The organism is Streptomyces venezuelae, from assembly GCF_008642375.1.
Taxonomy (GTDB): domain Bacteria; phylum Actinomycetota; class Actinomycetes; order Streptomycetales; family Streptomycetaceae; genus Streptomyces; species Streptomyces venezuelae_G.
Map to the genome: position 1 here is coordinate 3399948 of NZ_CP029194.1, position 23862 is coordinate 3423809.

The following is a 23862-nucleotide window of genomic DNA, read 5'->3' on the forward strand; positions in this document are numbered from 1 at the left end:
ACGCAGACCTCGGGGAAAGGAAGCGTCATGTACAGCATCATCGTGGTGCCCGCACCCGCCGCGGCCTCCGGGAGCCAGGTCAGGCTGGCGCCCGGCGAGAGGCTCCACTTCGGCCGCGCCGCCCCACGGACGGCCGGCGCCCCGCATGCGGCCGGCGCCCCGCATGCGGCCGGCGCGCCGCGCCATCTGGACATCCCCCACCCCGGGGTGTCCCGGACGGCCGGGGAGATCGGTGCGACGGCGAGCTACTGGACGCTCAGCAACTTCAGCGCGGCCTCGACGTACGTCGTCGAGAACCCGGAGGGCGCCGGGGAGCACATCAAGATCGCGCCGGGGCGGCTCGACGCCCCCGTGCCGTTCGAGTTCTCCCGGGTCGTCCTGCCCGCGGGCGGCGACCTGCTCGACTTCAGCGTCTGGGCGCCCCGCCACGACTACGTGGAGCACGCGTACTCCGCCTCCGCCGAGGACGGTGAGCCGACCGCGCTCGCCTTCCCCCTCGACCGCTCCAAGCGGTACTTCCTCGTCCTCGCCGCGCTCTGCGAGTCGCGACTGCGCGGCGCCCCGCACGCGCCGCTGCCGACGGTCGACCGGATCGTGGAGCGGCTGCGACCCCTGTGGCCCGCGGTGAACCGGGCCTCGGTGCAGTGGAACATCGACTACCTCGCTGTGAAGTTACGCCTCAAACCCGGCCCCGACACGGCCGAGGCGGGGCCGCGCCTCAACGGCAAGAAGGAGACCCTGGTCTCGCTCGCGCTCCGCTTCGACCTCGTCCACGAGGACGACCTGGTGACGCTGACGGGCCTGCCGGCCCCGGCTCCTTCGACGGAGGCGCGGTGAACACCTTCCCGCTGACCGTGCCGACCGGGTACGAGGTCGGCGGCTGGACCGTCGAGCGGCCACTGGGCGCGGGCGCGTTCGGCAGCGTGTACTCGGCACGCCGCACCGGCGGTGGCGGGGGCGATCTCCCCGCCCGGGCCGCGCTCAAGTTCCTGCCGACCGGCACCCACACCCCACGTCAGCTGCGCCACCTCCGCGACCTCGCCGACCGCGAGGTCCACCTGCTGAGGCGGCTGCGCTCGCCGCGCCTGATCCGGCTGTACGAGACCCTCACGGTCGACGACCCGGCGCACCCGGAGCTGGACGGCGCCACCGTCCTCGTACTGGAGGAGGCGGAGCGCCCGCTCCAGTCCCTCCTCTCGGGCGCCGCGCCGCCGTCGGCCGGTCCCGCGCTGCTCGTCCAGATCTGCGAGGGCCTGCACCAGCTGCACACCGCGGGCTGGGTGCACGGCGACCTCAAGCCGGGGAACGTCCTGCTGATGAAGGACGGCAGCGTCCGGCTCGGCGACTTCAGCACGGCGAGCGAGCTGGAGGGCACCCACGCCTACGCCGCCGGCTTCGCCACACCCGACTACACACCGCCCGAGCTGCTCTGGTCGGAGACCGGCGACCGGGGCACACGGATCCGTCCCAGCGCCGACGTCTGGGCCTTCGGCGTCCTGGCCCACACCGTCCTGACCGGCGGCTCCCCGCTCCCCGGCGGCACACCGGCCGCCCGCCGCGACGCCGCCCTCCGCTACGCGCGCGGCGAGGAGGAGCTCCGCCTCTCCCCCGGACTCCCCGACGTGTGGCGTGAGATCGTCGCCGACTGCCTGAGCCGCACCCACGAGGAACGGGCCGCCCACGACGCCACGACCGTCCTGCGCCGGGTCCGGGAGGCGGCGGCCGGCCGGATGCCGCGCCGCCGGCGCCGCGGACGACGGCTCGTACCGCTCATCGCCGCCTCCCTGGCGGGGCTGACGGCGGCGGGCCTCGGCCTGAACGCCCTCGTCGAACGGCAGGCGGGGCGGAACACCGCCGCGGGGTACGAGCGGTGCGCGCCGGGTTACGTCTGCTTCTTCTCCGAGAAGGGCGGCAGGGGCGAGATGTGCGACTGGGAGAACGACGATCCCGAGTGGTTCGACGGCGACACGGTCTGTGAGTGGGCGCGGAAGGAGGGACCGCACTCGGTGTTCAACAACGGCGCGGCCGACGCGAATGGCTTCGTCCACGTCACCTACTTCGCCTCGAAGGGCCTGAAGGACGGTCTGGGCTGCGTGCCGCAGGGCGCGCGCCGCGACCTGGCCCTGGCCCGGCCGGTCGCCTCACACGTCTGGGCCAAGAAGTGCGAGGAAATGGACCCTCTGATGTCCGAGTACGGGGGAACCTTCGATCTTCCGGAGAGTGGAGCCACCTGATCGCGAGAAGGGAACACACACGTGTCCTACGCACGACTGCGCTTCGCACTCCTGGCGTTCCTGACGGCCCTGGTCCTCACCCTCGGGCTGGGCGCCGCCACGGCAGGCGCCGCCGAGGCCGGTACGGTCACCGCCTCGGCCCCGGCCGCCGCCCCGCCCGCCGGCAAGCCCGCCTTCCAGCTGCCGTTCGCCTGCGGCACGAAGTGGCGGCTCGACACCTGGGGCCACAACCCGGCGCTCGACATCGTCAAGGAGGGCAACCCGGGCTCCGACGGCCTGCCCGTCTACGCCTCCGCCCCGGGGACGGTCTCGGCCGCCTACTGGAACAACGGCTCCGGCAACACCCTCCAGATCAGCCACGGCAACGGCTGGTTCACGGCGTACTACCACCTCCAGGAGGCGCCGACCGCGTACGTGCAGGTCGGCAGCCAGGTCACCGGCGCCACCCAGATCGGCCGCGTCGGCAAGTCCGGCGGGGCCAACGACTGGGCCCACCTCCACTACGAGCAGCGCTACCTGGCCTCCGGCACGTTCACGGACGAGACCCATCGCAGGCCCGTCCACTTCGGCGGGATCGAGTACAGCGGGGCCGAGCGCACGTGGGCGAGCGTGACGAGCGGCAACTGCGCGCAGCCGCAGACCACCCCGTACCAGCCGTGGAACTGCCCCAACGGCTCCGTCTGCTTCTTCTCCGAGACGGGCGGCAGGGGCACGGTCTGCAAGACCGACAGGAACGTGCCGGCGAGCACCTGCGGCCTGCGCAAGTCCTTCTTCAACAACGGCCACCCGCAGGCCGGCGCCGACCACGCGTACGTCTCCTTCACGGAGGGCGGCACGTCCTGCCTCCACCACGGCTGGGCGGACGGCCGGGGCGACTTCGCCGCCGGCGGCCGGACGATCAAGTCCGTGACCTGGGGCGGCGAGTGCGCGTAGCGCTTCCCTAGGAGTTCAGAGGTACCCCGCCCCGGGCCGCGCCGCGAAGGTGTGACCGGGCCGCCCGACCGGTGCGGCCCGGTCATCTCGGGGGGCTCGGAACCATGACGTCCACGTTCGTTCGCGCCTGCGCCGCCGCCCTGGTGCTCCTGTCCACAGCGACCGGCTGCGCGGACCGGCCCGCCGCCACCGCCAACCCCGACAGCCCCCGTCCCGACGTCACCCGTCCCGACGTCACGGACACCGACCGCGCGTCACTCCGCCACGCGGAGCAGGTCCTGGTCGAGCGGTGCATGCGGGCCGAGGGCTTCTCGTACCGGGCGGGACCGCGCCCCACCCCGGACGAGAGCTTCACCGTCGGCTATCTGCTGTCGGACACGGCCTGGGCCCGGCGGAACGGCTACGGCAGCCGGATCGCCGCGAAGGTCCTGGCCGCGCGGAGGACGGACCCGAACCAGCGGTACGTCGACGGGCTGTCACCCGAGCGTCGCGGGGCCTACCGCACGGCTCTGGACGGCGGCGCCGGAGCCCGGACGCTCTCGGTGCGGGTGCCCGGCGGTGGAACGATCGGCCGCCGGCTCGGCGGGTGCGAGGAGACCGCCCAGAAGCAGCTGTACGGCGACCCCGCGACCTGGTTCCGCGCGAGCAAGACCGCGACCAACCTGACCCGGCTGTACGTGTCGGAGCTGAGTCGCGACCCGGAGTTCACCGCCGCCCAGGCTGCCTGGGCGGACTGCATGCGCGAGGCCGGCCATCCGTACGCGACCCCGGTGGAAGCCAGGACCGCGCTCCCCGCGAACCGCGACGACGACAGGGCCTTCGCCACGGAGGTGCGCCTCGCGACGGCGGAGGCCGAGTGCGCCGGGTCCTCCGGCTTCGCCCGTACGGGGCGGGCCCTGGAGCGCCGGTACGTGGACGGGCTGCGCGGCGAGTACGGCGACGAGCTCGACACGTACGCACGACTGGAGCACGAGGCGCTGACCCGCGCCCGCTCCCTCACATGAGCTCCCGCGGCGCGAGGCCGCGGGCGGACGGAGGAGGAGAAACCATGAAGCGTCTCATCGGAAGCGCCGCCGCGGTGCTGGGCCTTGCGGCCGGTTCCGTACTGATCGGTTCCCCGGCACAGGCGTCGACCGCGTGCGACAACTTCTACAACAACACCGCCCGGTCCGGATACATGTACGCGTGGAACCTGCCCGGCTGTTCCGGCCTGCTCGGCGGGGACGTGGACAACGACGCCGACTGGGGCGACTCCAGCGGGTCCTTCCAGGGCAGCGACACCAACAACGCCGAGTCCGTCATGAACAAGGGGACGGGCAGTTCGTACCACATCGTCCGGTTCTACGACTACACGGCCTACAACACGCCCAACGGCTACGGCTGCCTGCACCCGAGCGAGTTCTACGCGAGTGACCTGCGGGACAACAGGCTCAGCGACGGCGGTCCGGCCGCCAACAGCATCAGCTCGCACAACTGGGTGTCCAGCTGCAACCACTACCTCGACTGACTCACGCACAACGGCGGGCGGCCCGCCGGTACCCGTCGGGTACCGGCGGGCCGCCCGCCCGTCAGTGCGTCAGTGCGTCAGTGCGTCAGTGCGTCACCGATCAGTGCGTCACCGATCAGTGGAAGAAGTGGCGCGTGCCGGTGAAGTACATCGTCACGCCCGCCTTCTTCGCCGCCTCGACGACCAGCTCGTCACGCATCGAGCCGCCGGGCTGCACGACCGCCTTCACGCCGGCGGCCGTGAGGATCTCCAGGCCGTCGGGGAAGGGGAAGAAGGCGTCCGAGGCGGCGTACGCGCCTCGCGCCCGCTCCTCGCCCGCGCGCTCGACGGCCAGCTTCGCGGAGTCGACGCGGTTGACCTGGCCCATGCCGACGCCGACCGAGGCGCCGTCCTTGGAGAGCAGGATCGCGTTGGACTTGACCGCGCGGCAGGCCTTCCAGGCGAAGGACAGCTCGGCGAGCTCCTCGGCGGACAGCGCCTCGCCGGTCGCCAGGGTCCAGTTCGCCGGGTCGTCGCCCCCGGCCTGGAGGCGGTCGGTGACCTGGAGCAGCGCGCCGCCGTCGATCGGCTTGACCTCGACCGGGTTGGCCGGGGCGCCCTCGGCGCGGAGCACGCGGATGTTCTTCTTCTTGGCCAGGACCTCGACGGCGCCGTCCTCGTAGCCGGGGGCCACGATGACCTCGGTGAAGATCTCGGCGACCTGCTCGGCCATCGCGACCGACACGGGGCGGTTGACGGCGATGACGCCGCCGAAGGCGGAGAGCGGGTCGCAGGCGTGCGCCTTGCGGTGGGCCTCGGCGACGTCGGCGCCGATCGCGATGCCGCACGGGTTGGCGTGCTTGATGATCGCGACGCAGGGCTCGGTGTGGTCGTACGCGGCCCGGCGCGCGGCGTCGGTGTCCGTGAAGTTGTTGTACGACATCTCCTTGCCGTGCAGCTGCTCGGCCTCGGCGAGGCCGCCCGTGCCGTCGACGTAGAGCGCGGCGCCCTGGTGCGGGTTCTCCCCGTAGCGCAGGACGTTCTTGCGCTCGTACGTGGCGCCCAGGAAGTCGGGGAAGCCGCTGTCGTCGGAGGCCGCGTAGTCGTCGGCGAACCAGGAGGCGACGGCCACGTCGTACGCGGCGGTGTGCTGGAAGGCCCGGGCGGCGAACAGCTTGCGCAGGCCCAGCGTGGTGCCCCCGGTCTCCTTGACCGCGAGGAGGACCGCGTCGTACGCGCCCGGGTCGGTGACGACCAGCACCGACGGGTGGTTCTTGGCGGCGGCGCGGACCATCGACGGGCCGCCGATGTCGATCTGCTCGACGCACTCGTCGGGGGTGGCGCCGGAGGCGACGGTCTCCTTGAACGGGTACAGGTTCACGACGACCAGGTCGAAGGGCTCGACACCCAGCTCGGCGAGCTGGTTGCGGTGGTCCTCCAGGCGCAGGTCGGCGAGGATGCCGGCGTGCACGCGCGGGTGCAGCGTCTTGACGCGGCCGTCCAGGCACTCGGGGAAGCCGGTCAGCTCCTCGACCTTGGTGACCGGGATGCCGGCGGCGGCGATCTTCGCAGCGGTGGAGCCGGTGGAGACGAGGGCGACACCCGCCTCGTGCAGGCCGCGGGCCAGCTTCTCCAGGCCGGTCTTGTCGTAGACGCTGACGAGTGCGCGGCGGATGGGGCGCGTCGTACCTTCGGCGGTCACGGGATTGTTACCTTTCGTCCCTCAATGCGGTAGCCGTGCCGGGCCAGACGCCCCACGACCTCGACGAGCAGCGAGCGCTCGACTTCCTTGATGCGCTCATGGAGCGCGCTTTCATCGTCCTCGTCCCGGACCTCGACCACGCCCTGGGCGATGATCGGGCCGGTGTCGACACCGTCGTCGACGAAGTGGACGGTGCACCCGGTGACCTTCGCGCCGTAGGCGAGGGCGTCACGCACCCCGTGGGCACCGGGAAAACTGGGGAGAAGCGCCGGGTGGGTGTTGACGACCCGGCCACCGAAGCGGGCGAGGAACTCCTTGCCGACGATCTTCATGAACCCGGCCGAGACGACGAGGTCCGGCTCGTGGGCGGCGGTCGCCTCGGTCAGGGCGCGGTCCCACTCCTCGCGGGTCGCGTGGTCCTTGACGCGGCAGACATAGGTGGGCAGCCCGGCGCTCTCGGCGCGTTCCAGACCGGCGATTCCGTCGCGGTCCGCGCCGACGGCGACGATCTCCGCCCCGTACCCCTCGGGGTCGGCGGCGATGGCGTCGAGGAGGGCCTGCAGATTGGTACCGGAACCGGAGACCAGGACGACGAGGCGGGCGGCAGCCACTGGGTCACTCTTTCCGTGGTGTTTGTGCGGTCGTACGAACGAATCGTGTCGCTCGATACGGGGAACCCTACGAATGGCTCGACCGTCAGCAACGATACCGGCACACCGGACGGCCCCCACGGGACGGGGGCGGAGCAGGGCGGTAGCGTCAGGGTCCGAGCCGGAGGAGAGACCGGAAGAGACCCCGGTGCGCACGCCGGAACAAGGCACGCAGAAGAGACAGCAGCGGAGACCGCGGGTGCGGCCGCGGTCGCGACGACAGAGGGAAGACGTCCAGCACATGCCGGAACGCCAGTCCACGAACGACAACAACCCGTTCGCGCCGCCGCCCGAGGGCCGGCCGGATCAGCCGTGGCAGCCCCGGCGGCCGGAGGGCTCGGGCGACGACGCGTCCGGCTCCTCGGGGTCGCCGGACGGTTCGGGACCGGAGCCGGACGGGTCGTCCGGGGCGTCCGACGGGCGCTGGAGCCCGCGGCAGCCGGGCCGTTCGACCGACGGGTTCGGCCGGGGCCCCGACCGCCGGGGCGGCCCGGAGGGCGGCCAGGGCGGGTCCGGGCGCGAGAAGGGGATGCGCTGGGACCCGACGGACCCGGCGCAGCGGCGGGCGCGCTACGCGATCCTCGCGGGCATGTGGGCCTTCTTCTTCGCCATCTTCGATATCCCCGAGCTGGCGCTGCTGCTCGGGGCCCTCGGGCTCTACTGGGGCATCAGCTCCCTGCGGTCGAAGCCGCATGAGGCCGCGCCGTCCGATGCCTCGGCGGCCTCGGCCGTCTCACCGGCCCCGCCCTCGGAGGCCCCCGCGGTCGCGCCCGCGCCCGCGGCCGTGCCGGTCCGCTCGATGCGGACGGCCGCGATCAGCGGTCTGGTGGCGTCGAGCGTGGCGCTGATGATCGTCGCGGTCGGCTTCACGATGCAGATCGCCTACCAGGACTTCTACGAGTGCCGTGACGACGCCCTGACCCACGCCGGCCAGCTCGCCTGCAACGACCTCCTGCCGAAGCCGCTGCGCGCGGGCTTCGGGGTGCGGGAGTAGCTCAGCCCTCGTGGTCCGGCGGCGGGGAGGACTCCCACGCCGCCGGGAGGTAGTCGTACGGTTCGTAGCCCGGGTCGTCGTCCAGGTCGAGGTCCAGGGCCGGGGCGGCGGCCTTCGTGGTGGCGGCCGGAGTGCCGGGGTCGGGCTTCCCGGTGGATTTCGTCGGCGGACCGGCGCCGGGAGCCGCGCCGGGAACGGCGTCCGGGGCGGCCGCCGGCTGCGCCTCCAGGTCGAAGGGCTCCCCGGCCCCGGCCCCCGCCTCCGGCCCTGCGGACGCGGCCGCCGGGGTCGTCGCGGATGCGGCCGCTTCGGACTTCGCGGGTGCCGGTACGGGCAGCGGCTTGGGCCGGAGCGCCCGCCGCCCCCACGCCCGTACGGCCAAGGCCATCGGCACCCCGACGCAGGCGCCCCACAGCACCGTCGCCGCTCCCGCCTGCCACCACACCGGGCCGAACGCGGACAGCCGCCCGGAGCCGAGGGGGCCGCCGGCGGCGGCGGCGAGGACCGCCACGACCGCCCCGCATCCCCAGGCGGCCGCCAGAGCCGTCAGGGCCGCGTCACGGGCCGGCCAGCCCCGGGCAGTGCGGCCCACGCACCAGCCTTGCACCAGGGTCGCCGCCAGCGGGACCGCCGCGGCCGCCCAGTGCGTCCACGTGCCGCGCCCCTCGGCGGGCAGCGCGGCCAGCAGCGGGAAGGGCGGCACGGCCGGGTCACCGGCGAGCCCCAGCGGGGTCGCGAGCGCGCCCGTACCGAGGGTGAAACCGGGACCGAGCCCGTACGCCGCTCCCCACACGGCAGCGTTCGGCAGCAGCGCCAGGACGAGGAGCACGACCGCCGCCCGCCCCGACCACTCCCCCGCGAGTCCCATGAGGGAGGCCTGCGCGTCGCGCGCGTGCCAGGCCAGCGAGACCGCGGCGAGCACCGCGCCGCCGCCGCACAGCGTCACGAGCCCGAGCCCCGCCGCGCGCAGGGCGGCCGCCGCCTGCCGCTGTCCGGGCAGTGGGCGGCCGAGCGCCGTCCAGACGCCCGCCCCCGCCGCCCCGAAGACGACGGCGGGCAGCCAGAATCCGGCGCTGATCAGCTCGGCGGGCAGCGGTCCGCTCTCGCTGTAGACCACCACGACCGCCCCGACCAGCAGATATCCCCCGGCCACCGCGGCCACCGCGCCGCTCGGGGAGGGGCGGGGCCGGTCGCTGTCGTCGCCCGGGTCGAGGGTGTCGCGGGCCGCCCGGTGGACGAGCCAGACGGGCAGGACGGCGAGGAGCATCGGCACGACGCCGAGGGGCGCGGGCAGCCCGGACAGCGTGTCCGTACGGACCAGGTCCACGCCGTGGGCGAGGAGCCAGAGCCCGGCGGCGACGTGCAGGGCGCCGCCGGGGCCGCTGTCGGGGAACGGGGAGCTGATCCAGGCGGCGGTCACCAGGACGGCGAGGGCTCCGAGACCGAGCCCGGCGGCGACGCCGCCACGGACGCAGGCGGTGGCCAGGGCGGCGGAACGGCCGCCCTGGACCAGGGGGTACTCGGTCAGATGGGTCACGGGGCCATGCTGCCAACGACACGCGCTTTAGCCGCGTAACAGGCAAACCTCCGCTGTGTCGCTCAAGATACGTTTATGTACTTTTCCGCCCATAGCAGCTCTGCGGGAGGTCGACGCCGATGAGCCGGAGCACCACCGATTCCGCATCCTCCGTCACCCTGCCGACACCGAAGGAGCGGCGCAGGCTGCGTGAGGCCCTCGCCCTGAGCGAGGAGCAGGTCGCCGAGGCCATGGGCGTCACGAAGGCCACCGTCAAGGCCTGGGAGACCGGGCGCTCGGCGCCACGGGGCCGCAAGCGCGAGGCGTACGCGAAGCTGCTCTGCGCGGCCGAGAGCGCGGAAGCACAGAGGGCCGAAACACCCGCGGAGCCCGTACCAGCGGAGCCCGTACCCGCGGAACCTGCACCTGCGGGGCTCGTACCCGCCGAGCCCGTGCCCACGGGGCTCGTACCCGCCGAGCCCTTGCCCACGAAGCCGGCGACCCAGACCGCACCCGTCCCCCAGACGGCCCCTCTCTCCTCCCCCGCCTTCACCTCCGCGCCCGCCAACGTCCGGCCCAAGGCCGCCGCCAAGCGGGCCGTCAAGCCGCCGAAGGCCTCCTCGTCCGCCCCGGCCATCACCTCCGGGCCCGCCCGCAAAGGCGCCCCGAAGCCTCCGGAGCGCCTGAAACCCGCTGCCGCCGAGGCGGCGGACGGGGGGCATGAGGCGGTGCAGGAGCCCGCGCGGCCGCCGGCCGTTCCGGGCCTCACCCCCGAGGAGGCCTTCGACGCGCTGTACGCGTACGCCGCGCCCGGCCTCGTCCACCAGACCTATCTGCTCACGGGCCGCCGCCGGCTCTCCCGCGAGTCCGTCGAGTACGCCTTCCACCACGCCTGGGAGCACTGGCCCGAGGTCGCCGTCGACCCGGACCCGGTGGGCTGGGTGCGGGCGGCCGCGTACGAGTACGCCCTCTCCCCCTGGCACCGGTTCCGGCGCGCCCACAAGCACCCCGACTCCCCGCCGACCGAGGCGAGCCGGCGGGCGCTGCTCGGCGCGCTCCTCGAACTGCCGCCGCCGTACCGCCGTACGGTCCTGCTCTACGACGGGCTCGGCCTGGACCTGCCGGAGACGGCCGCCGAGACGGAAGCGAGCACCCCCGCCGCCGCCAACCGGCTGCTGCACGCCCGTACGGTCCTCGGGAAGCGGATCCCCGAGCTCGCCGAGCCGGAGACCTTGCAGCGGCGGCTGAGCCTGCTGGTCGCGGAGGCTCCGACGGCGACCCTCCCGGCGGCCCGCACCGTCCGGACGGGGAGCGAGAGGCGGAGTCGTACCTGGACGCGGGCGGTGCTCGGGGTGACGGCGGTCCTCATCGGCGTCACCGGCTTCACGGCCGCGACCGCGCCGACCCGCTACGTCCCGGTCAACGCCCCCGGCGAGACCGTCAACGGGGTGCCGGTGCGCGGCGGCCCGCAGAAGCTCAGCCCGGAGGACCTGGAGCTCCGCGACAAGCTGCGCTCCGAGCCGAACCCGGGCCCCGAGCGTCTGATCCCGACGGCGGAGTAGCAGCCGCCGTACACGTGCGGACGCGAGAGGGCCCCGCCCTCGCCCGGGTGACCGGGCGGGGGCGGGGCCCTCTCGTACAGCTACCGCTGGTGTCAGCCCGCGAGGATCGCGCGCGCCAGCTTGGCCGTCTCGGTCGGCGTCTTGCCGACCTTGACGCCCGCGGCCTCAAGGGCCTCCTTCTTCGCCTGGGCGGTGCCGGAGGAGCCGGAGACGATGGCGCCGGCGTGGCCCATGGTCTTGCCCTCGGGCGCGGTGAAGCCCGCGACGTAGCCGACGACCGGCTTGGTGACGTTGGCCTTGATGAAGTCGGCCGCACGCTCCTCGGCGTCGCCGCCGATCTCGCCGATCATGACGATCAGGTCGGTGTCCGGGTCGGCCTCGAAGGCCGCCAGGGCGTCGATGTGCGTGGTGCCGATGACCGGGTCGCCACCGATGCCGACGGCGGACGAGAAGCCGATGTCACGGAGCTCGTACATCATCTGGTACGTCAGCGTGCCGGACTTCGAGACCAGGCCGATGCGGCCCGGCTTCGTGATGTCGCCCGGGATGATGCCGGCGTTGGACTGGCCCGGGGTGATGAGACCGGGGCAGTTCGGGCCGATGATGCGGGTCTTGTTGCCCTTCGACTGCGCGTACGCCCAGAAGGCGGCGGAGTCGTGGACGGCGATGCCCTCGGTGATGACGACGGCGAGGGGGATCTCGGCGTCGATCGCCTCGACGACGGCGGCCTTCGCGAAGGCCGGCGGCACGAAGAGGACCGAGACGTTGGCGCCGGTCTCCTTCATCGCCTCGGCGACGGAGCCGAAGACCGGGACCTCGGTGCCGTCGAAGTCGACGGACGTGCCGGCCTTGCGCGGGTTCACGCCGCCGACGATGTTGGTGCCGTCACCCAGCATGAGCTTGGTGTGCTTCATGCCCGTGGCACCGGTCATGCCCTGGACGATGACCTTGCTGTCCTTGGTCAGGAAGATAGCCATGGTGTTCTGACCTCGTCCCTTACTTCGCAGCCGCGAGCTCGGCGGCCTTGTCGGCCGCGCCGTCCATGGTGTCCACGCGCTGCACGAGCGGGTGGTTCGCGTCCGACAGGATCTTGCGACCCAGCTCCGCGTTGTTGCCGTCGAGGCGCACGACCAGCGGCTTGGTGACCTCGTCGCCACGGGAGGCGAGAAGCTCCAGCGCCTGGACGATGCCGTTGGCGACCTCGTCACAGGCGGTGATGCCACCGAAGACGTTGACGAACACGGACTTGACGTCCGCGTCGCCCAGGATGATCTCCAGGCCGTTCGCCATGACCTCGGCGGAGGCGCCGCCACCGATGTCGAGGAAGTTGGCCGGCTTCACGCCGCCGTGGTTCTCACCGGCGTACGCGACGACGTCCAGGGTCGACATGACCAGGCCGGCGCCGTTGCCGATGATGCCGACCTCGCCGTCGAGCTTGACGTAGTTGAGGCCCTTGGCCTTGGCAGCAGCCTCGAGCGGGTTGGCTGCGGCCTTGTCCTCGAGCGCCTCGTGCTCGGGCTGACGGAAGTCGGCGTTCTCGTCGAGAGACACCTTGCCGTCGAGGGCCAGGATGCGGCCGTCCTTGGTCTTCACCAGCGGGTTGACCTCGACGAGGAGGGCGTCCTCGGCGACGAAGGTCTTCCACAGGGTCACCAGGGCCTCGGCGACACCCTCGGCCACGTCGGCCGGGAACTTCGCCAGGGCCACGATCTCGCGGGCCTTCTCGATGCTCACGCCGTCGTTGGCGTTGACGGGGACCTTCGCGAGGGCCTCGGGGGTCTTCTCCGCGACCTCCTCGATGTCCATGCCGCCCTGCACCGAGGCCATGGCCAGGAAGGTGCGGTTGGTGCGGTCGAGGAGGTACGAGACGTAGTACTCGGCCTCGATCTCCGGGGACAGCTCGGCAATCATCACCTTGTGGACCGTGTGGCCCTTGATGTCCATCCCGAGGATGTCCGTCGCGCGGGCGACGGCCTCGTCCGGGGTGGCGGCCAGCTTGACGCCGCCGGCCTTGCCGCGGCCACCGACCTTCACCTGCGCCTTGACGACCGACTTGCCGCCAAGACGCTCGGTGGCCTCGCGCGCCGCCTCAGGCGTGTCGATGACTTCACCGGCCAGCACCGGTACACCGTGCTTGGCGAAGAGGTCCCTCGCCTGGTACTCGAACAGGTCCACGCGCGTCCGTCCCTTTTCTGATGATCGCGGTTCGTTGTCTGCGTGGGCGTGCCGCGAAGGGCAACGTGACTGCGCTGTCACAAGGGAGGCGTACACGGTGACCGTGGACGCGGCATGTCCGTCTCGCAGGTTATCCCCGAGGGACGTGGGTCCCTAAATCGCAGATCACAACAGAGCGGTGATACGGGTCACAGAATGTAGGGGCCACGGGGCGGTCCGTAGGGGTTGCGCAGTGGGCCTCCGGCCCCTTCACGGCAGGCGGGGACTGGGCTCCGGGCTCCTCACGACGCGCCGGGTCCTGGGGTGAGGGGCCTTCGGAGGGCGGTGTGATATGAGCCTCAGTGACCCCCGGAGCACCCGTGCGGGTGGTCCCGGGGCTGCGGATTCCGTACCCCCGCTCAGGTGGCCGGTATCGGCAGCGGGCGCTTCTCCAGGGCGGCGGCCATGATCTCCGGGAACAGGTCGGGGGTGCAGGCGAAGGCCGGGACCCCGAGCGCGGCGAGCGCCGCCGCGTGGTCGCGGTCGTAGGCGGGGGCGCCCTCGTCGGAGAGGGCGAGCAGGGCCACGAACTGGACGCCGGAGGCCTTCATCGCCGCGACCCGCTTCAGCATCTCGTCGCGGATGCCCCCCTCGTACAGGTCGCTGACGAGGACGACCACGGTGTCGGCGGGGCGGCCGATCCTCGCCTGGCAGTGGGCGAGGGCGCGGTTGATGTCGGTGCCGCCGCCCAGCCGCGTACCGAAGAGGACGTCGACCGGGTCGTCGAGCCGGTCGGTCAGGTCGACGACGGCCGTGTCGAAGACGACGAGCCGGGTGGCGATCGACCGCATGGAGGCCAGCACCGCGCCGAAGACGGAGGCGTAGACGACGGAGGCGGCCATGGAGCCGGACTGGTCGATGCAGAGCACGACCTCCTTCCGTACCGCCCGGGACGCCCGTCCGTGGCCGATGAGCCGCTCCGGGACGACCGTGCGCTGCTCGGGCAGGTAGTTCTTGAGGTTGGCGCGGATCGTGCGGTCCCAGTCGATGTCCCGGTGCCGGGGGCGGCTGATCCGGGCCGAGCGGTCGAGGGCGCCTGTGAGCGTGGCGCGCGTGCGGGTGGCGAGGCGCTGCTCCAGCTCGTCGACGACCTTCCGCACGACGGCCCGCGCGGTCTCCCTGGTGGTCTCCGGCATGGCCTTGTCGAGGGAGAGGAGGGTGCCGACGAGGTGGACGTCGGCCTCGACGGCCTCCAGCATCTCGGGCTCCAGGAGGAGGGTGGCGAGGCCGAGGCGGTCGATCGCGTCGCGCTGCATGACCTGGACGACGGAGCTGGGGAAGTACGTGCGGATGTCGCCGAGCCAGCGGGCGACGGAGGGCGCGGAGGCTCCGAGCCCGCCCGCGCGGTCCCTGCCCCTGGCGTCGGCCCGCCGGGGCTCGCGGCCGTAGAGCTCGGCGAGGGCGCGGTCCATGGCGGCGTCGGTCCCGGTGAGCGCGCGGCCGGTGCCCTCGGCGTCCGCGCCGCCGAGGACCAGCCGCCAGCGGCGCAGCCGCTCGTCGCCCGGGTCCGCCGAGCCGCCGGTGCTCGCGCCCGCGCTCGTACCTGTGCTCGCGCCTGTGCTCGTACTCATGCGGTGGCCTCCGTTCCGAGGATGAGGTGGAGGAGGGGGAGGACGCCGTCCGCCCGTGCCCGGTCGAGGCCGGCGGCGAAGCCGGGTACGCCGCCGGGCGCCGTGTGTCCCGCTCCCTCGGCCTTCGGTCCGCGCGCGACGAGCTCGCCGAGGGTGCGGCGGACACCGGGCTCGTATCCGGAGAAGGTGCGGCGCAGCAGCGGCAGGATGTCGTTGAAGGCCGCCGCCGGTACGGACGTGAGCCAGGTGTCGACCAGGCCGAGCAGTCGCTCGTCGTGGACGAGGAGCAGTCCGCCGCCTGAGGCTCCGCCGGCGAAGCCCTCGATCCAGGCGGCGGCGTCCTGCGGCGGGGCGCCCGGCGAGAGGGCGCGGCTCATGAGCGGCGCGGCCTCCTCCTCGGCGATCCGGCCCTCGTCGAGGAGGAGCCGGGTGGCCCGGCCGCGCAGGACGCCGGGCACCCGGTCGCGGGCGGCGAGGCGGTGCAGGACGCCCGTCCAGCGGTCGGCCGGGCGCGCGGCGTCCGGCAGCAGGCCGAGCGCCTGGTGGACTTCGTCGATCCGCTCGCGCATGGCGGTGGCCGCGTCGGCGTCGAGTCCGGTGCAGGCGGGCGGGAGGCCGACGCAGATCCGCTCGGCGAGCCCGGCGGCGACCTCGGCGAGGGCTGCCGTGTCGGTGCCGCGGACGTCGCCGTAGCGCAGGGAGCGGGCCAGGGCGGGGAGGGCCTGGGCGAGGTGGGTGACGTCGGTGTCGAGCGCGGCCCGGTCGGCGAGGGCCCGCATCACGACGGGCAGCGCGTCGGCGAGCCCGGCGAGGAGGCACTGCTCGGCGAGGGCGGTGATGTCGGCCAGGGCGGTTGTGGCCGATGCCCGGGACTCGGCCTTGGCGTTGGCGGCGGCCTCGACGGTGGTGCCCCAGACCCCGGCCTCGGCCACCTGGACGTGCAGCTCGGGCTCCCAGCCCAGCCGCCAGGTCTCCCGGAAGGTGCCGGTGCCTGCCCGGCCCGGGGCCGGGGTGCCCCAGTCGACGCCGAGCAGCCGCAGCCGGTGCAGGAGTCGGCTGCGGGCGCCGTCCATGTCCTTGCGGAGGTCGAGGTCGAGCTCGCGCTGCTGCGCCTCGGGCTTGAGGCGCAGCGAGCGCTGGAGGCGGCTCAGGTCCCGCTGGAGGGGGACGGCGGGCGCGCCGGCCGGCACCTCGCCGAGGACGTCGCCGACGACGAGCCGGTCGCGGACGAGGTCGAGCGGCACGTCGGAGCCCTCGCACAGGACGGCACGGACGGCGTCGGTCGTCTCGTCGAGCCCGGGGAGCGGCCGGCCGCGCAGGGCTGCGAGGGTCTCGGCGAGCCGGACGGCCTCGATGACGTGGGCGGTGGAGACGTGGTGGTCCTCCGCCCTGAGGAGTCCGGCGACCTTGGCCATCCAGCGCTCGACGGGCCGGTCGGGGGCGGTGAAGAGGTGTCCGTACCAGCCGGGTGCCTCGATGCCCGCGCCGTAGCCGGAGCGCCGAGCGAGCCTGCGGTGGGTCCAGGGGACCCAGGTGAGCTCGGTCTTCACCTTGGGCAGGCCCTTGAGCAGGGCGCGGTCGGCGGCGACGGTGGTCTTCCAGGTGAGGGCGGGGACGTGCCAGGCACCGCAGACGACGGCGACCTCGTCGCCGAACTCCTTGCGGGCGGCGCGCAGCTGGAGCCTCATGTACGCCTCGCGGACGAGGTCGCGGGGGTGGCCGCCGTGTCCGTACGCCTCGCGCAGGGCGCCCATGGCCTCGGCGAGGGCCTCGAACGGAGCGGTGGGGTCCTCCTCGCCGCGCAGCTCGACGGCGTCCTCCCACCACTGCTCGGCGTCCTCGTGCCCGGCGGTCCTGGCGAGCTCGGCGAGCGGGTCGATCCGCGGAGCCAGGCCGTCGCCGTCCCGGCTCCCTTCGATGTCCCTGCCGCCGTACGCGTCCCCGCCGCCGTCGCCCTCGCCGTCGCCGTCGGACCAGGTGGGGTCGGCGGCGGCGAGGGTGTGGGCGGCGGGCAGGTCGACGAAGCGGACGGCGGCGCCCCGGTCGAGGGCCCAGCGGATCGCGACCCACTCGGGCGAGAACTCCGCCATCGGCCAGAACGCCGCCCGTCCGGGGTCGTCCACGGCGTGGGCCAGCAGGGCCACGGGAGGCCGCATGGACTCGTCCCCGGCCAGGGCGACGAGGGCGTCCGCCTCGGCGGGTCCCTCGACGAGGACGACGGCGGGCTTCTCCGCCTCCAGCGCGGCCCGCACGGCGCGGGCCGAGCCGGGCCCGTGGTGCCGGACCCCGAGGAGCAGGGGCCGCCCGCGCCGCCCGCCGGCCCCGGACCGGACCGCGCTCGCGCTCCGGCCGGAGCCGGGGGCGTCGGGCGCCGGGGCCGTGGTGGCGGCCGTCATGCGCTCACCTCGCGGCAGGCGCGGTAGAAGTCCTTCCAGTCGTCTCTCTCCCTGACCACGGTCTCCAGGTACTCCTGCCAGACGATCCGGTCGGCCGCCGGGTCGCGGACGACGGCGCCGAGGATGCCGGCGGCGATGTCCCCGGGGCGCAGGACGCCGTCCCCGAAGTGGGCGGCGAGCGCGAGGCCGCCCGTGACGACGGAGATGGCCTCGGCCGTGGAGAGCGTCCCCGAGGGCGACTTGACCTTCGTCCGTCCGTCGGTGGTGACTCCGTCCCGCAGCTCACGGAAGACGGTGACGACGCGCCGGATCTCGGCCGCCCCGGCCGGCACGGCGGGCAATTCGAGGGAGCGGCCGAGCTGCTCGACGCGCCGGGCGACGATCTCGACCTCGGCGTCGGGCGTCGCGGGCAGCGGCAGGACGACGGTGTTGAAGCGGCGCCGCAGCGCGCTCGAGAGTTCGTTGACGCCCCGGTCGCGGTCGTTGGCCGTGGCGATGAGGTTGAAGCCGGGGACGGCCTGCACCTCCTCGCCGAGCTCCGGGACGGGCAGGGTCTTCTCGGACAGGATCGTGATGAGGCTGTCCTGGACGTCGGCGGGGATGCGGGTGAGCTCCTCGACCCGGGCGGTCGCGCCCCGCGCCATCGCCCGCATCACCGGGCTCGGCACGAGTGCGTCGCGGCTGGGGCCGTGGGCGAGGAGCCGCGCGTAGTTCCAGCCGTACCGGACGGCTTCCTCGGGCGTGCCCGCGGTGCCCTGGACGAGCAGGGTGGAGTCACCGCTGACGGCGGCGGCCAGATGCTCGGAGACCCAGGTCTTCGCGGTGCCGGGCACGCCGAGCAGCAGGAGCGCCCGGTCGGTGGCGAGCGTGGTGACGGCGACCTCGACGATGCGGCGCGGTCCGACGTACTTGGGTGTGATCACCGTCCCGTCGGGGAGCGTGCCGCCGAGGAGATAGGTGGCGACGGCCCACGGCGAGAGGCGCCAGCGGGCGGGCCGCAGCCGGTCGTCGGCGGCGGCGAGTGCGGTGAGTTCGTCGGCGAAGGCGTGTTCGGCGTGCGGCCTCAGGGCCTCGGGCACGGTCATGGATCCCCCTCCAGATCGCTCGACCTGTTGTGCGATCCACCGTGCACCATCGCACTGACAATCGGCTTCCACCGCTGGTCAGGGGCGCTGCGAGGGGGGAGAGTTGAGGGTGAGCCAGCCCGCGACGCGGGTCGGTCCGCGACGCGGGTCGGCTCATGACGGGGGTCATCCCACGGCGGGAGAGACGGCGACGCAGCCGCCCGCCATCGCCTGCTCGCCCTCGGCCTCCTTGATGACCTTGCCCTGGTAGACGACCTTGCAGGTGAGGCCGGCCGGGTCGAGCGCCACCGGCATGACGGCCGGCGGCATGATGCCCTTCAGCTTCACGGTCTTCTTCCACGGCAGGGCCGGCTTCTTCGCAGACTCGGCCTTCGGCGCCATCGCGGTGCCGCCGCCGGCGTGGTACTCGATGGACTCGACGCCCTTGCCGCTGACCTCGTACGTGACCTCGTAGGACTCGGTGACGGACTTGTCGACCTGGTCGACGGCCTTCTCGGCCGCCTCCGAGCAGGCGCCGAGCCCGAGGGCGAGCCCTGCGACGGCGAGGGCCGAGACGGCGGTACGGACGGTGCGCTTCATGACAGGGGTCCCCCTGGACGGGTGGTGCTGGCCTTCGGTCCCGCGCAGAGAATCGCAAAGGAAGAGTAAAGTCAAATCCTCTTTCCCGAGGTCGGAGGCGTTGTCAGTGGCGCCGTCTACGGTCGTCGACATGAATGCCATGGGGGTGCGCTGGACGGCTGAAGAGGTGCTGGCACTGGCTCCTGACGATGCCTCGCGCAGAGCGGGGAGCGAGCTGGGCACGGCCGGACCGTGGTCGGACACGGGGCGCGGCGAGGGGGCGCTCTGGGGCCGGTGCGGGGGCAGCGGCGGCCGGTCGTACGAGACGGCCGTCGACCTCACCGGGCCCGCGTACGAGTGCGGTTGCCCCAGCCGGAAGCTCCCCTGCAAGCACGCGCTGGGACTGCTGCTGCTCCAGGCGTCCGACCCGGCGGCGGTCGCGGACGGCACCCCGCCGGAATGGGCGGCGCCCTGGCTCGCGAAGCGCCGGGACAGGGGTGCCGGGAGCACGGCCCGGCCCGCCGGGACGGGCTCCTCCGGGGCCGTGGCCGATCCCGAGGCCGCGCGCCGCAGGGCCGAGCGCAGGGCGGCCCGGATCACCGCGGGCGCGGAGGAGCTGGAGCAGCGGCTCGCCGACCTGCTCCGCGGCGGCCTGGCCACGGCGGAGCGGAGCGGGTACGGCCTCTGGGAGGAGACCGCGGCCCGCATGGTCGACGCCCAGGCGCCGGGACTCGCGGGCCGGGTCCGGGAGCTGGGCGCGATACCGGGCTCGGGTCCCGGCTGGCCCGTGCGCCTCCTGGAGGAGTGCGCGCTCACCCATCTCCTCGACCGGGCCTGGCTCGCCGCCGACCGGCTGCCCGCCGGCTTCGCCACGACCGTGCGGACCCGGGTCGGTCTCACCGTCCCGGCCGACGGCGTCCCGGTGCGCGACCACTGGCTCGTCCTCGCGCAGTACGACACGGCCGACGCCCGGCTGACCACCCGGCGCGTCTGGCTGTACGGGGCCGCGACCGGACGGACGGTGTTCCTCCTCTCCTTCGGCGCGGCAGGCCGGGCCCCTGCCATCGCCCTTCCCGTGGGCGCGCTGCTCGACGGCGAGCTGACGCCGTACACGGGCGCCGGCCGGCTGCGCGCGGAGCCGGGCGAGCACCTCGTCCCGGTCGACGCCCCCGCCTCCCCGCCGCCCGGCGGGCCCGTGGGCGAGGCCCTCGACGCGTACGGGCGCGCGCTGAGCGAGGACCCGTGGCTGGAGTCCTGGCCCGTGACGCTGCGCCAGGTCGTCCCGGCGCGCGCGGAGTACGGCTGGCAGCTCGCCGACGCGGACGGCCGCGAGGCCCTGCCACTGACGCCCGCCGCGCAGAACCGGCCCGGGCTCTGGCGTCTCGTCGCTCTCTCCGGCGGCGCTCCCCTGACCGTCTTCGGCGAGTGCGGCCACCGGGGCTTCACCCCGCTCGCCGCCTGGTCGGCGGAGGCCCCGGCCGAGACGGTCCCCCTCATATGACGGCCCGCCACCTCCCCCGACCGCACGGAGGACCTCGATGAACACGCGCGCGACGCCCCCGGCCCCGTACACCGCGAGCTCGGACAGCGGCGGCGACGGCGGCCGTGGCGGTGACACCGACGACAGCGCTCGCCTCTGGGAGGAGCTCGTCACCTCCGCACTGCTCGGCACGGACCGACGGCCGCCCACGGCCCTCGCGGGCACGACCGGCGCGGGCACGCCGGGCGCCGGCCCGGCGGGCGGGGACCTCGCGGGTACGCTGCTCGACGCCGCCGCGCTGCACACCGTACGGCGCAGGGCGGGGCTGCGCCCCGGGCCCGCCGCGCCCCCGCTCGACCCCGCGCCGGAGGACCCGCGCCGGCCGCTGCCCGAGGCGGCCCGGAGGCGGCTCGACCAGCTCCTCGCCGGGCGGGCCGCGCCGTCGCCCGCGGCCGGGAGGCGCGGGGCCGCTCCCGACCTCGCCGAACTGCTGCCCCAGTGGCTGACCCTCGCCAACGAGCGCGGGTACAAGGCACCGCCCGCCGCCCTGCCCGCCCTGCTCGACGCGGCCAGGGCCCGCACCGACCTGCGCCCCCACGCCCTCCGGCTCGCCGGGCCGCGCGGCCTGTGGCTGGCCTCCCTCAACCCCGAGTGGCGGTTCGCCCTGCGCGGTGCGGGCGCGGCCGGCCGTCTCCCGTCCCCCGAGGACTCCGAGGGCGTCAGGGCCCTGTGGGACGAGGGCCTGTTCGCCGAGCGGGTCGCGCTGCTGGCCGCCGTACGGACCGGGGACGCGGCGGCCGGTCGCGCCCTCCTGGCGTCCACCTGGACCGCCGAGCGCGCGGAGGACCGGCTGATGTTCCTGGACTCGCTGCGGACCGGGCTCTCCGACGCGGACGAGGAGTTCCTGGAGGCCGCCCTCGCCGACCGCAGCCGCAACGTCCGCGCGACCGCCGCCGAACTGCTCGCCGCCCTGCCCGCCTCGGCGTTCGCGGGCCGGATGGCCGGCCGGGCCGCCACCTGCGTCGGCCTCGACCGGACGGCGGAGTCGCCCACGATCTCCGTCGAGGCGCCGCACGAGTGCGACGCGGCGATGGAGCGCGACGGTGTCGTGGCGACCCCGCCGGCGGGGCGGGGCGAGCGTTCCTGGTGGCTGGGCCAGCTCGTCGAGGCCGCCCCCCTCGCCTGCTGGATCACCCGGTTCGGCGGACGGACCCCGGAGGAGATCGTGGCCCTGCCGGTCGCCGACGACTGGCAGGGCGAACTGCACGCCGCCTGGTGCCGGGCGGCCGTACGGCAGCGGGACGCGTCCTGGTCCCGCGCGCTGCTCGGCGCCCCCGCCGTGCCGCCCGCCACCGGCCCCGGGACCTCGTCGCTGGCCGAGCGTGCCCAGCTCCTCGCGACGCTCCCGGCGGACGAGCGGGCCCACTGGGTCGCCGCCTTCGTCGCCGCCCACGGCCTGTCGGAAGCCTTCCAACTGCTCGGTGTCTGCGCCGTGCCCTGGGCCGGGCCGCTGGGCGCCGCCGTGATCGACGCCCTCGACATCGCCCGGGACGCGGGCAGTTATCCCTGGAGCTTCAGCGGGGTGATGGGACTCGCCGAGCGCTGTCTCTCCCCGGAGGCGGCGCGCCACCTGGACTCCCTGACGGCCCTGCCCGACGAGGAGGAGGACGCCGCGCCCGGCGCGGGCGGCTACTGGTCCGAGGCCTTCCAGCGCCTGGTCTCCACCCTCCGGCTGCGCGCCGCGATGCACGCCGAGCTCAGCGGCGGTCCCGAGCCCACCGGGGCCGCCACCTGACGGGACGGCACACGTCGAAGGGCCCCTCCCGAAGGGAAGGGCCCTGACAGACGAGACACCCGAAGGCGCACGGATGTACGACGGGTCAGGCCGCCACGCGGACGTTCGCGTTCACCCATTCGACGATGGAAGCGGTCGTCGCGCCCGGCGTGAAGATCTCCGCCACGCCCTTCTCCTTGAGCGGCGCGATGTCCGCGTCCGGGATGATGCCGCCGCCGAAGACCTTGATGTCCTCCGCGTCCCGGTCCTTGAGCAGTTCCAGGACCTTCACGAAGAGCGTGTTGTGCGCGCCCGAGAGAATGGAGAGACCGATCGCGTCGGCGTCCTCCTGGATCGCGGTGTCGACGATCTGCTCGGGAGTCTGGTGGAGACCGGTGTAGATGACCTCCATACCGGCATCGCGCAGCGCCCGCGCGATCACCTTGGCCCCGCGATCGTGGCCGTCGAGGCCCGGCTTGGCGACCACCACGCGGATCGGACCGGTCACACCCATCACTGCCTCCACATGCGACCCCCGCGCTTGATTGCCGGGGCGGTGAACGAACGTTATCTCCAGCATCCCGCAAGCGGCCGTTTCACGGTGGCGAGGGAGGGGGAAATCACACGTGGGACATGTTCGCTCTGCGCCGTTCCCCGCTTAGGGCCCTCCTCCTGGGCCCACCAGCCGCAAGCGGGGCCCGGTCGCAAGGGAGCCGCGAGGAGGTCGCCGTACCTCCGCGCCGCCGTCCGTGCGGCGCGGAGGTACGGCGTACCTCCGTACGGTCCGGCCCCGCGTGCCGCTCGGGAGGCCGACGATGGAGCTCTCCAAGGTCACCGCCCTGATGAAGGCCACCGCCTTGGAGCTCGCGATCCTCACCGGGCATCTCGTCCTCTACCCCTCCGGGATCGCGGCCGAGCGCCTCTCCCCCTCCTGTCCCGCCACCGACCCGGCCGCCGGTGCCTCCACGGACCCGGCCACCGGTCCCGACGCGACGATCGCCCCGGGGATGCGCCCGGTCGTCCTGCTGCACGGCTTCGTCGACAACCGCTCCGTCTTCGTCCTGTTGCGCCGTGTCCTCAACCGGCACGGCCGTGGCTGCGTCGAGTCGCTCAACTACTCGCCGCTCACCTGCGACCTGCGGAGCGCCGCCGAGCTGCTCGGGCGGCGGGTGGAGGAGATCCGCGCCCGCACGGGACACGCCGAGGTCGACATCGTCGGGCACAGCCTGGGCGGGCTCGTCGCCCGTTATTACGTACAGCGCCTGGGCGGTGACACCAGGGTGCGTACCCTCGTCATGCTCGGCACCCCGCACTCCGGCACCACCGTGGCCCCGCTCGCCGACGCCCATCCGCTGGTGCGGCAGATGCGCCCCGGTTCGCCGGTCCTGCGGGAGCTGGCCGGCCCCGCGCCCGGCTGCCGGACGCGGTTCGTGAGCTTCTGGAGCGATCTCGACCAGGTGATGGTGCCGGTCGAGACCGCGCGCCTCGACCACCCCGACCTTCTCGTGCACAACGTCCGGGTCAGCGGCATCGGCCATCTCGCGCTGCCCGTCCACCCGACGGTGGCCGCCGGGGTGCTCGGCGCCCTGGACGCCGGCGGACCGGTGGCTCCGGGCGCTCACGAAGGGGAACCCGGCGCAACCTCGGTCGCCTGACGTCTTCTCGCCACACCCTGTTCTTCGAACGTTCCTCGAACACAAGGCCAAA

At 74.0% G+C, this 23862-nt stretch carries 20 protein-coding genes; 10 read left to right on the forward strand and 10 right to left on the reverse strand.

Annotated elements, in window-relative coordinates; translation table 11 throughout:
- The first annotated feature begins 27 nt into the window (after positions 1 to 27).
- From DEJ46_RS15085 to DEJ46_RS15105, 5 genes are all read left to right on the forward strand, one after another.
- Positions 28 to 837 (forward strand): FHA domain-containing protein, encoded by an 810-nt coding sequence (locus tag DEJ46_RS15085; RefSeq protein ID WP_150266864.1) that lies wholly within the window; start codon positions 28 to 30, stop codon positions 835 to 837.
- Positions 834 to 2234 (forward strand): protein kinase domain-containing protein, encoded by a 1401-nt coding sequence (locus DEJ46_RS15090; protein WP_223834637.1) that lies wholly within the window; start codon positions 834 to 836, stop codon positions 2232 to 2234. The genes DEJ46_RS15085 and DEJ46_RS15090 overlap by 4 nt, the downstream gene beginning before the upstream one ends.
- Positions 2235 to 2255: 21 nt before the next feature.
- Positions 2256 to 3167: a peptidoglycan DD-metalloendopeptidase family protein gene (locus tag DEJ46_RS15095; RefSeq protein ID WP_150266866.1), complete on the forward strand. Its 912-nt coding sequence runs from the start codon at positions 2256 to 2258 to the stop codon at positions 3165 to 3167.
- A 104-nt stretch (positions 3168 to 3271) separates the two neighbouring features.
- Positions 3272 to 4171 (forward strand): hypothetical protein, encoded by a 900-nt coding sequence (locus DEJ46_RS15100; protein ID WP_150266868.1) that lies wholly within the window; start codon positions 3272 to 3274, stop codon positions 4169 to 4171.
- Positions 4172 to 4215: 44 nt separating this feature from the next.
- Complete coding sequence (locus tag DEJ46_RS15105) at positions 4216 to 4674, forward strand: hypothetical protein (RefSeq protein WP_150266869.1); 459 nt, start codon at positions 4216 to 4218, stop codon at positions 4672 to 4674.
- A gap of 115 nt (positions 4675 to 4789) precedes the next feature.
- Here DEJ46_RS15105 and purH read toward each other — a convergent pair whose 3' ends face one another.
- Together purH and purN are read right to left on the reverse strand one after the other, a co-directional pair.
- Positions 4790 to 6355, reverse strand: a complete 1566-nt coding sequence (purH, locus tag DEJ46_RS15110; RefSeq protein ID WP_150266871.1) for a bifunctional phosphoribosylaminoimidazolecarboxamide formyltransferase/IMP cyclohydrolase — start codon at positions 6353 to 6355, stop codon at positions 4790 to 4792.
- Positions 6352 to 6966 carry a phosphoribosylglycinamide formyltransferase gene (gene purN, locus DEJ46_RS15115; protein ID WP_150266873.1) on the reverse strand — a complete coding sequence of 205 codons (615 nt, stop codon included), beginning with the start codon at positions 6964 to 6966 and terminating at the stop codon, positions 6352 to 6354. The genes purH and purN overlap by 4 nt, the downstream gene beginning before the upstream one ends.
- 280 nt (positions 6967 to 7246) lie before the next feature.
- Between purN and DEJ46_RS15120 the strand changes: the two genes are divergently transcribed.
- Positions 7247 to 7999 carry a hypothetical protein gene (locus DEJ46_RS15120; protein ID WP_150266875.1) on the forward strand — a complete coding sequence of 251 codons (753 nt, stop codon included), beginning with the start codon at positions 7247 to 7249 and terminating at the stop codon, positions 7997 to 7999.
- Between the two features lies 1 nt (position 8000).
- Here the strand turns inward: DEJ46_RS15120 and DEJ46_RS15125 are convergent, their stop codons facing one another.
- Entirely contained in the window at positions 8001 to 9536 is a 1536-nt protein-coding gene (locus tag DEJ46_RS15125; protein ID WP_150266877.1) for a DUF6350 family protein, read from the reverse strand.
- 119 nt (positions 9537 to 9655) lie between these two features.
- On the opposite strand from DEJ46_RS15125, the gene DEJ46_RS15130 reads away from it, so the two are divergent.
- The gene (locus DEJ46_RS15130) at positions 9656 to 11077 is read left to right on the forward strand and encodes a helix-turn-helix domain-containing protein (RefSeq protein ID WP_150266879.1); all 1422 of its coding nucleotides are present in this window, start codon (positions 9656 to 9658) and stop codon (positions 11075 to 11077) included.
- A 92-nt stretch (positions 11078 to 11169) separates the two neighbouring features.
- On the opposite strand, the gene sucD is transcribed toward DEJ46_RS15130, so the two are convergent.
- The 6 genes from sucD to DEJ46_RS15160 all read right to left on the reverse strand — a co-directional run bounded on the left by sucD (position 11170) and on the right by DEJ46_RS15160 (position 18922).
- Positions 11170 to 12054 (reverse strand): succinate--CoA ligase subunit alpha, encoded by an 885-nt coding sequence (sucD, locus tag DEJ46_RS15135; protein WP_055641765.1) that lies wholly within the window; start codon positions 12052 to 12054, stop codon positions 11170 to 11172.
- 19 nt (positions 12055 to 12073) lie between these two features.
- A complete protein-coding gene (gene sucC, locus DEJ46_RS15140) occupies positions 12074 to 13252 on the reverse strand; it encodes an ADP-forming succinate--CoA ligase subunit beta (protein WP_150266881.1) in 1179 nt (392 codons plus the stop codon).
- 398 nt (positions 13253 to 13650) lie between these two features.
- Complete coding sequence (locus DEJ46_RS15145) at positions 13651 to 14862, reverse strand: VWA domain-containing protein (protein ID WP_150266883.1); 1212 nt, start codon at positions 14860 to 14862, stop codon at positions 13651 to 13653.
- Positions 14859 to 17258: a DUF5682 family protein gene (locus DEJ46_RS15150; protein WP_150266885.1), complete on the reverse strand. Its 2400-nt coding sequence runs from the start codon at positions 17256 to 17258 to the stop codon at positions 14859 to 14861. Before DEJ46_RS15150 ends, DEJ46_RS15145 begins: the two co-directional genes overlap by 4 nt.
- Positions 17255 to 18343, reverse strand: coding sequence for an ATP-binding protein (locus DEJ46_RS15155; RefSeq protein WP_150266887.1), 1089 nt, complete (start codon positions 18341 to 18343; stop codon positions 17255 to 17257). Before DEJ46_RS15155 ends, DEJ46_RS15150 begins: the two co-directional genes overlap by 4 nt.
- A gap of 165 nt (positions 18344 to 18508) precedes the next feature.
- On the reverse strand, positions 18509 to 18922 hold the full coding sequence (locus DEJ46_RS15160) for a hypothetical protein (RefSeq protein WP_150266889.1): 414 nt from the start codon (positions 18920 to 18922) through the stop codon (positions 18509 to 18511).
- A 130-nt stretch (positions 18923 to 19052) separates the two neighbouring features.
- Between DEJ46_RS15160 and DEJ46_RS15165 the strand changes: the two genes are divergently transcribed.
- Positions 19053 to 20402: an SWIM zinc finger family protein gene (locus tag DEJ46_RS15165; RefSeq protein ID WP_190622661.1), complete on the forward strand. Its 1350-nt coding sequence runs from the start codon at positions 19053 to 19055 to the stop codon at positions 20400 to 20402.
- Positions 20403 to 20439: 37 nt separating this feature from the next.
- Positions 20440 to 22176, forward strand: a complete 1737-nt coding sequence (locus DEJ46_RS15170) for a DUF5691 domain-containing protein (protein ID WP_190622662.1) — start codon at positions 20440 to 20442, stop codon at positions 22174 to 22176.
- An 85-nt stretch (positions 22177 to 22261) separates the two neighbouring features.
- Here DEJ46_RS15170 and DEJ46_RS15175 read toward each other — a convergent pair whose 3' ends face one another.
- Complete coding sequence (locus tag DEJ46_RS15175) at positions 22262 to 22669, reverse strand: cobalamin B12-binding domain-containing protein (protein ID WP_055641772.1); 408 nt, start codon at positions 22667 to 22669, stop codon at positions 22262 to 22264.
- A gap of 301 nt (positions 22670 to 22970) precedes the next feature.
- Here DEJ46_RS15175 and DEJ46_RS15180 point away from each other — a divergent pair, with 301 nt between their 5' ends.
- Positions 22971 to 23810: an esterase/lipase family protein gene (locus DEJ46_RS15180; protein ID WP_150266891.1), complete on the forward strand. Its 840-nt coding sequence runs from the start codon at positions 22971 to 22973 to the stop codon at positions 23808 to 23810.
- The last annotated feature ends 52 nt before the right edge of the window (positions 23811 to 23862 follow it).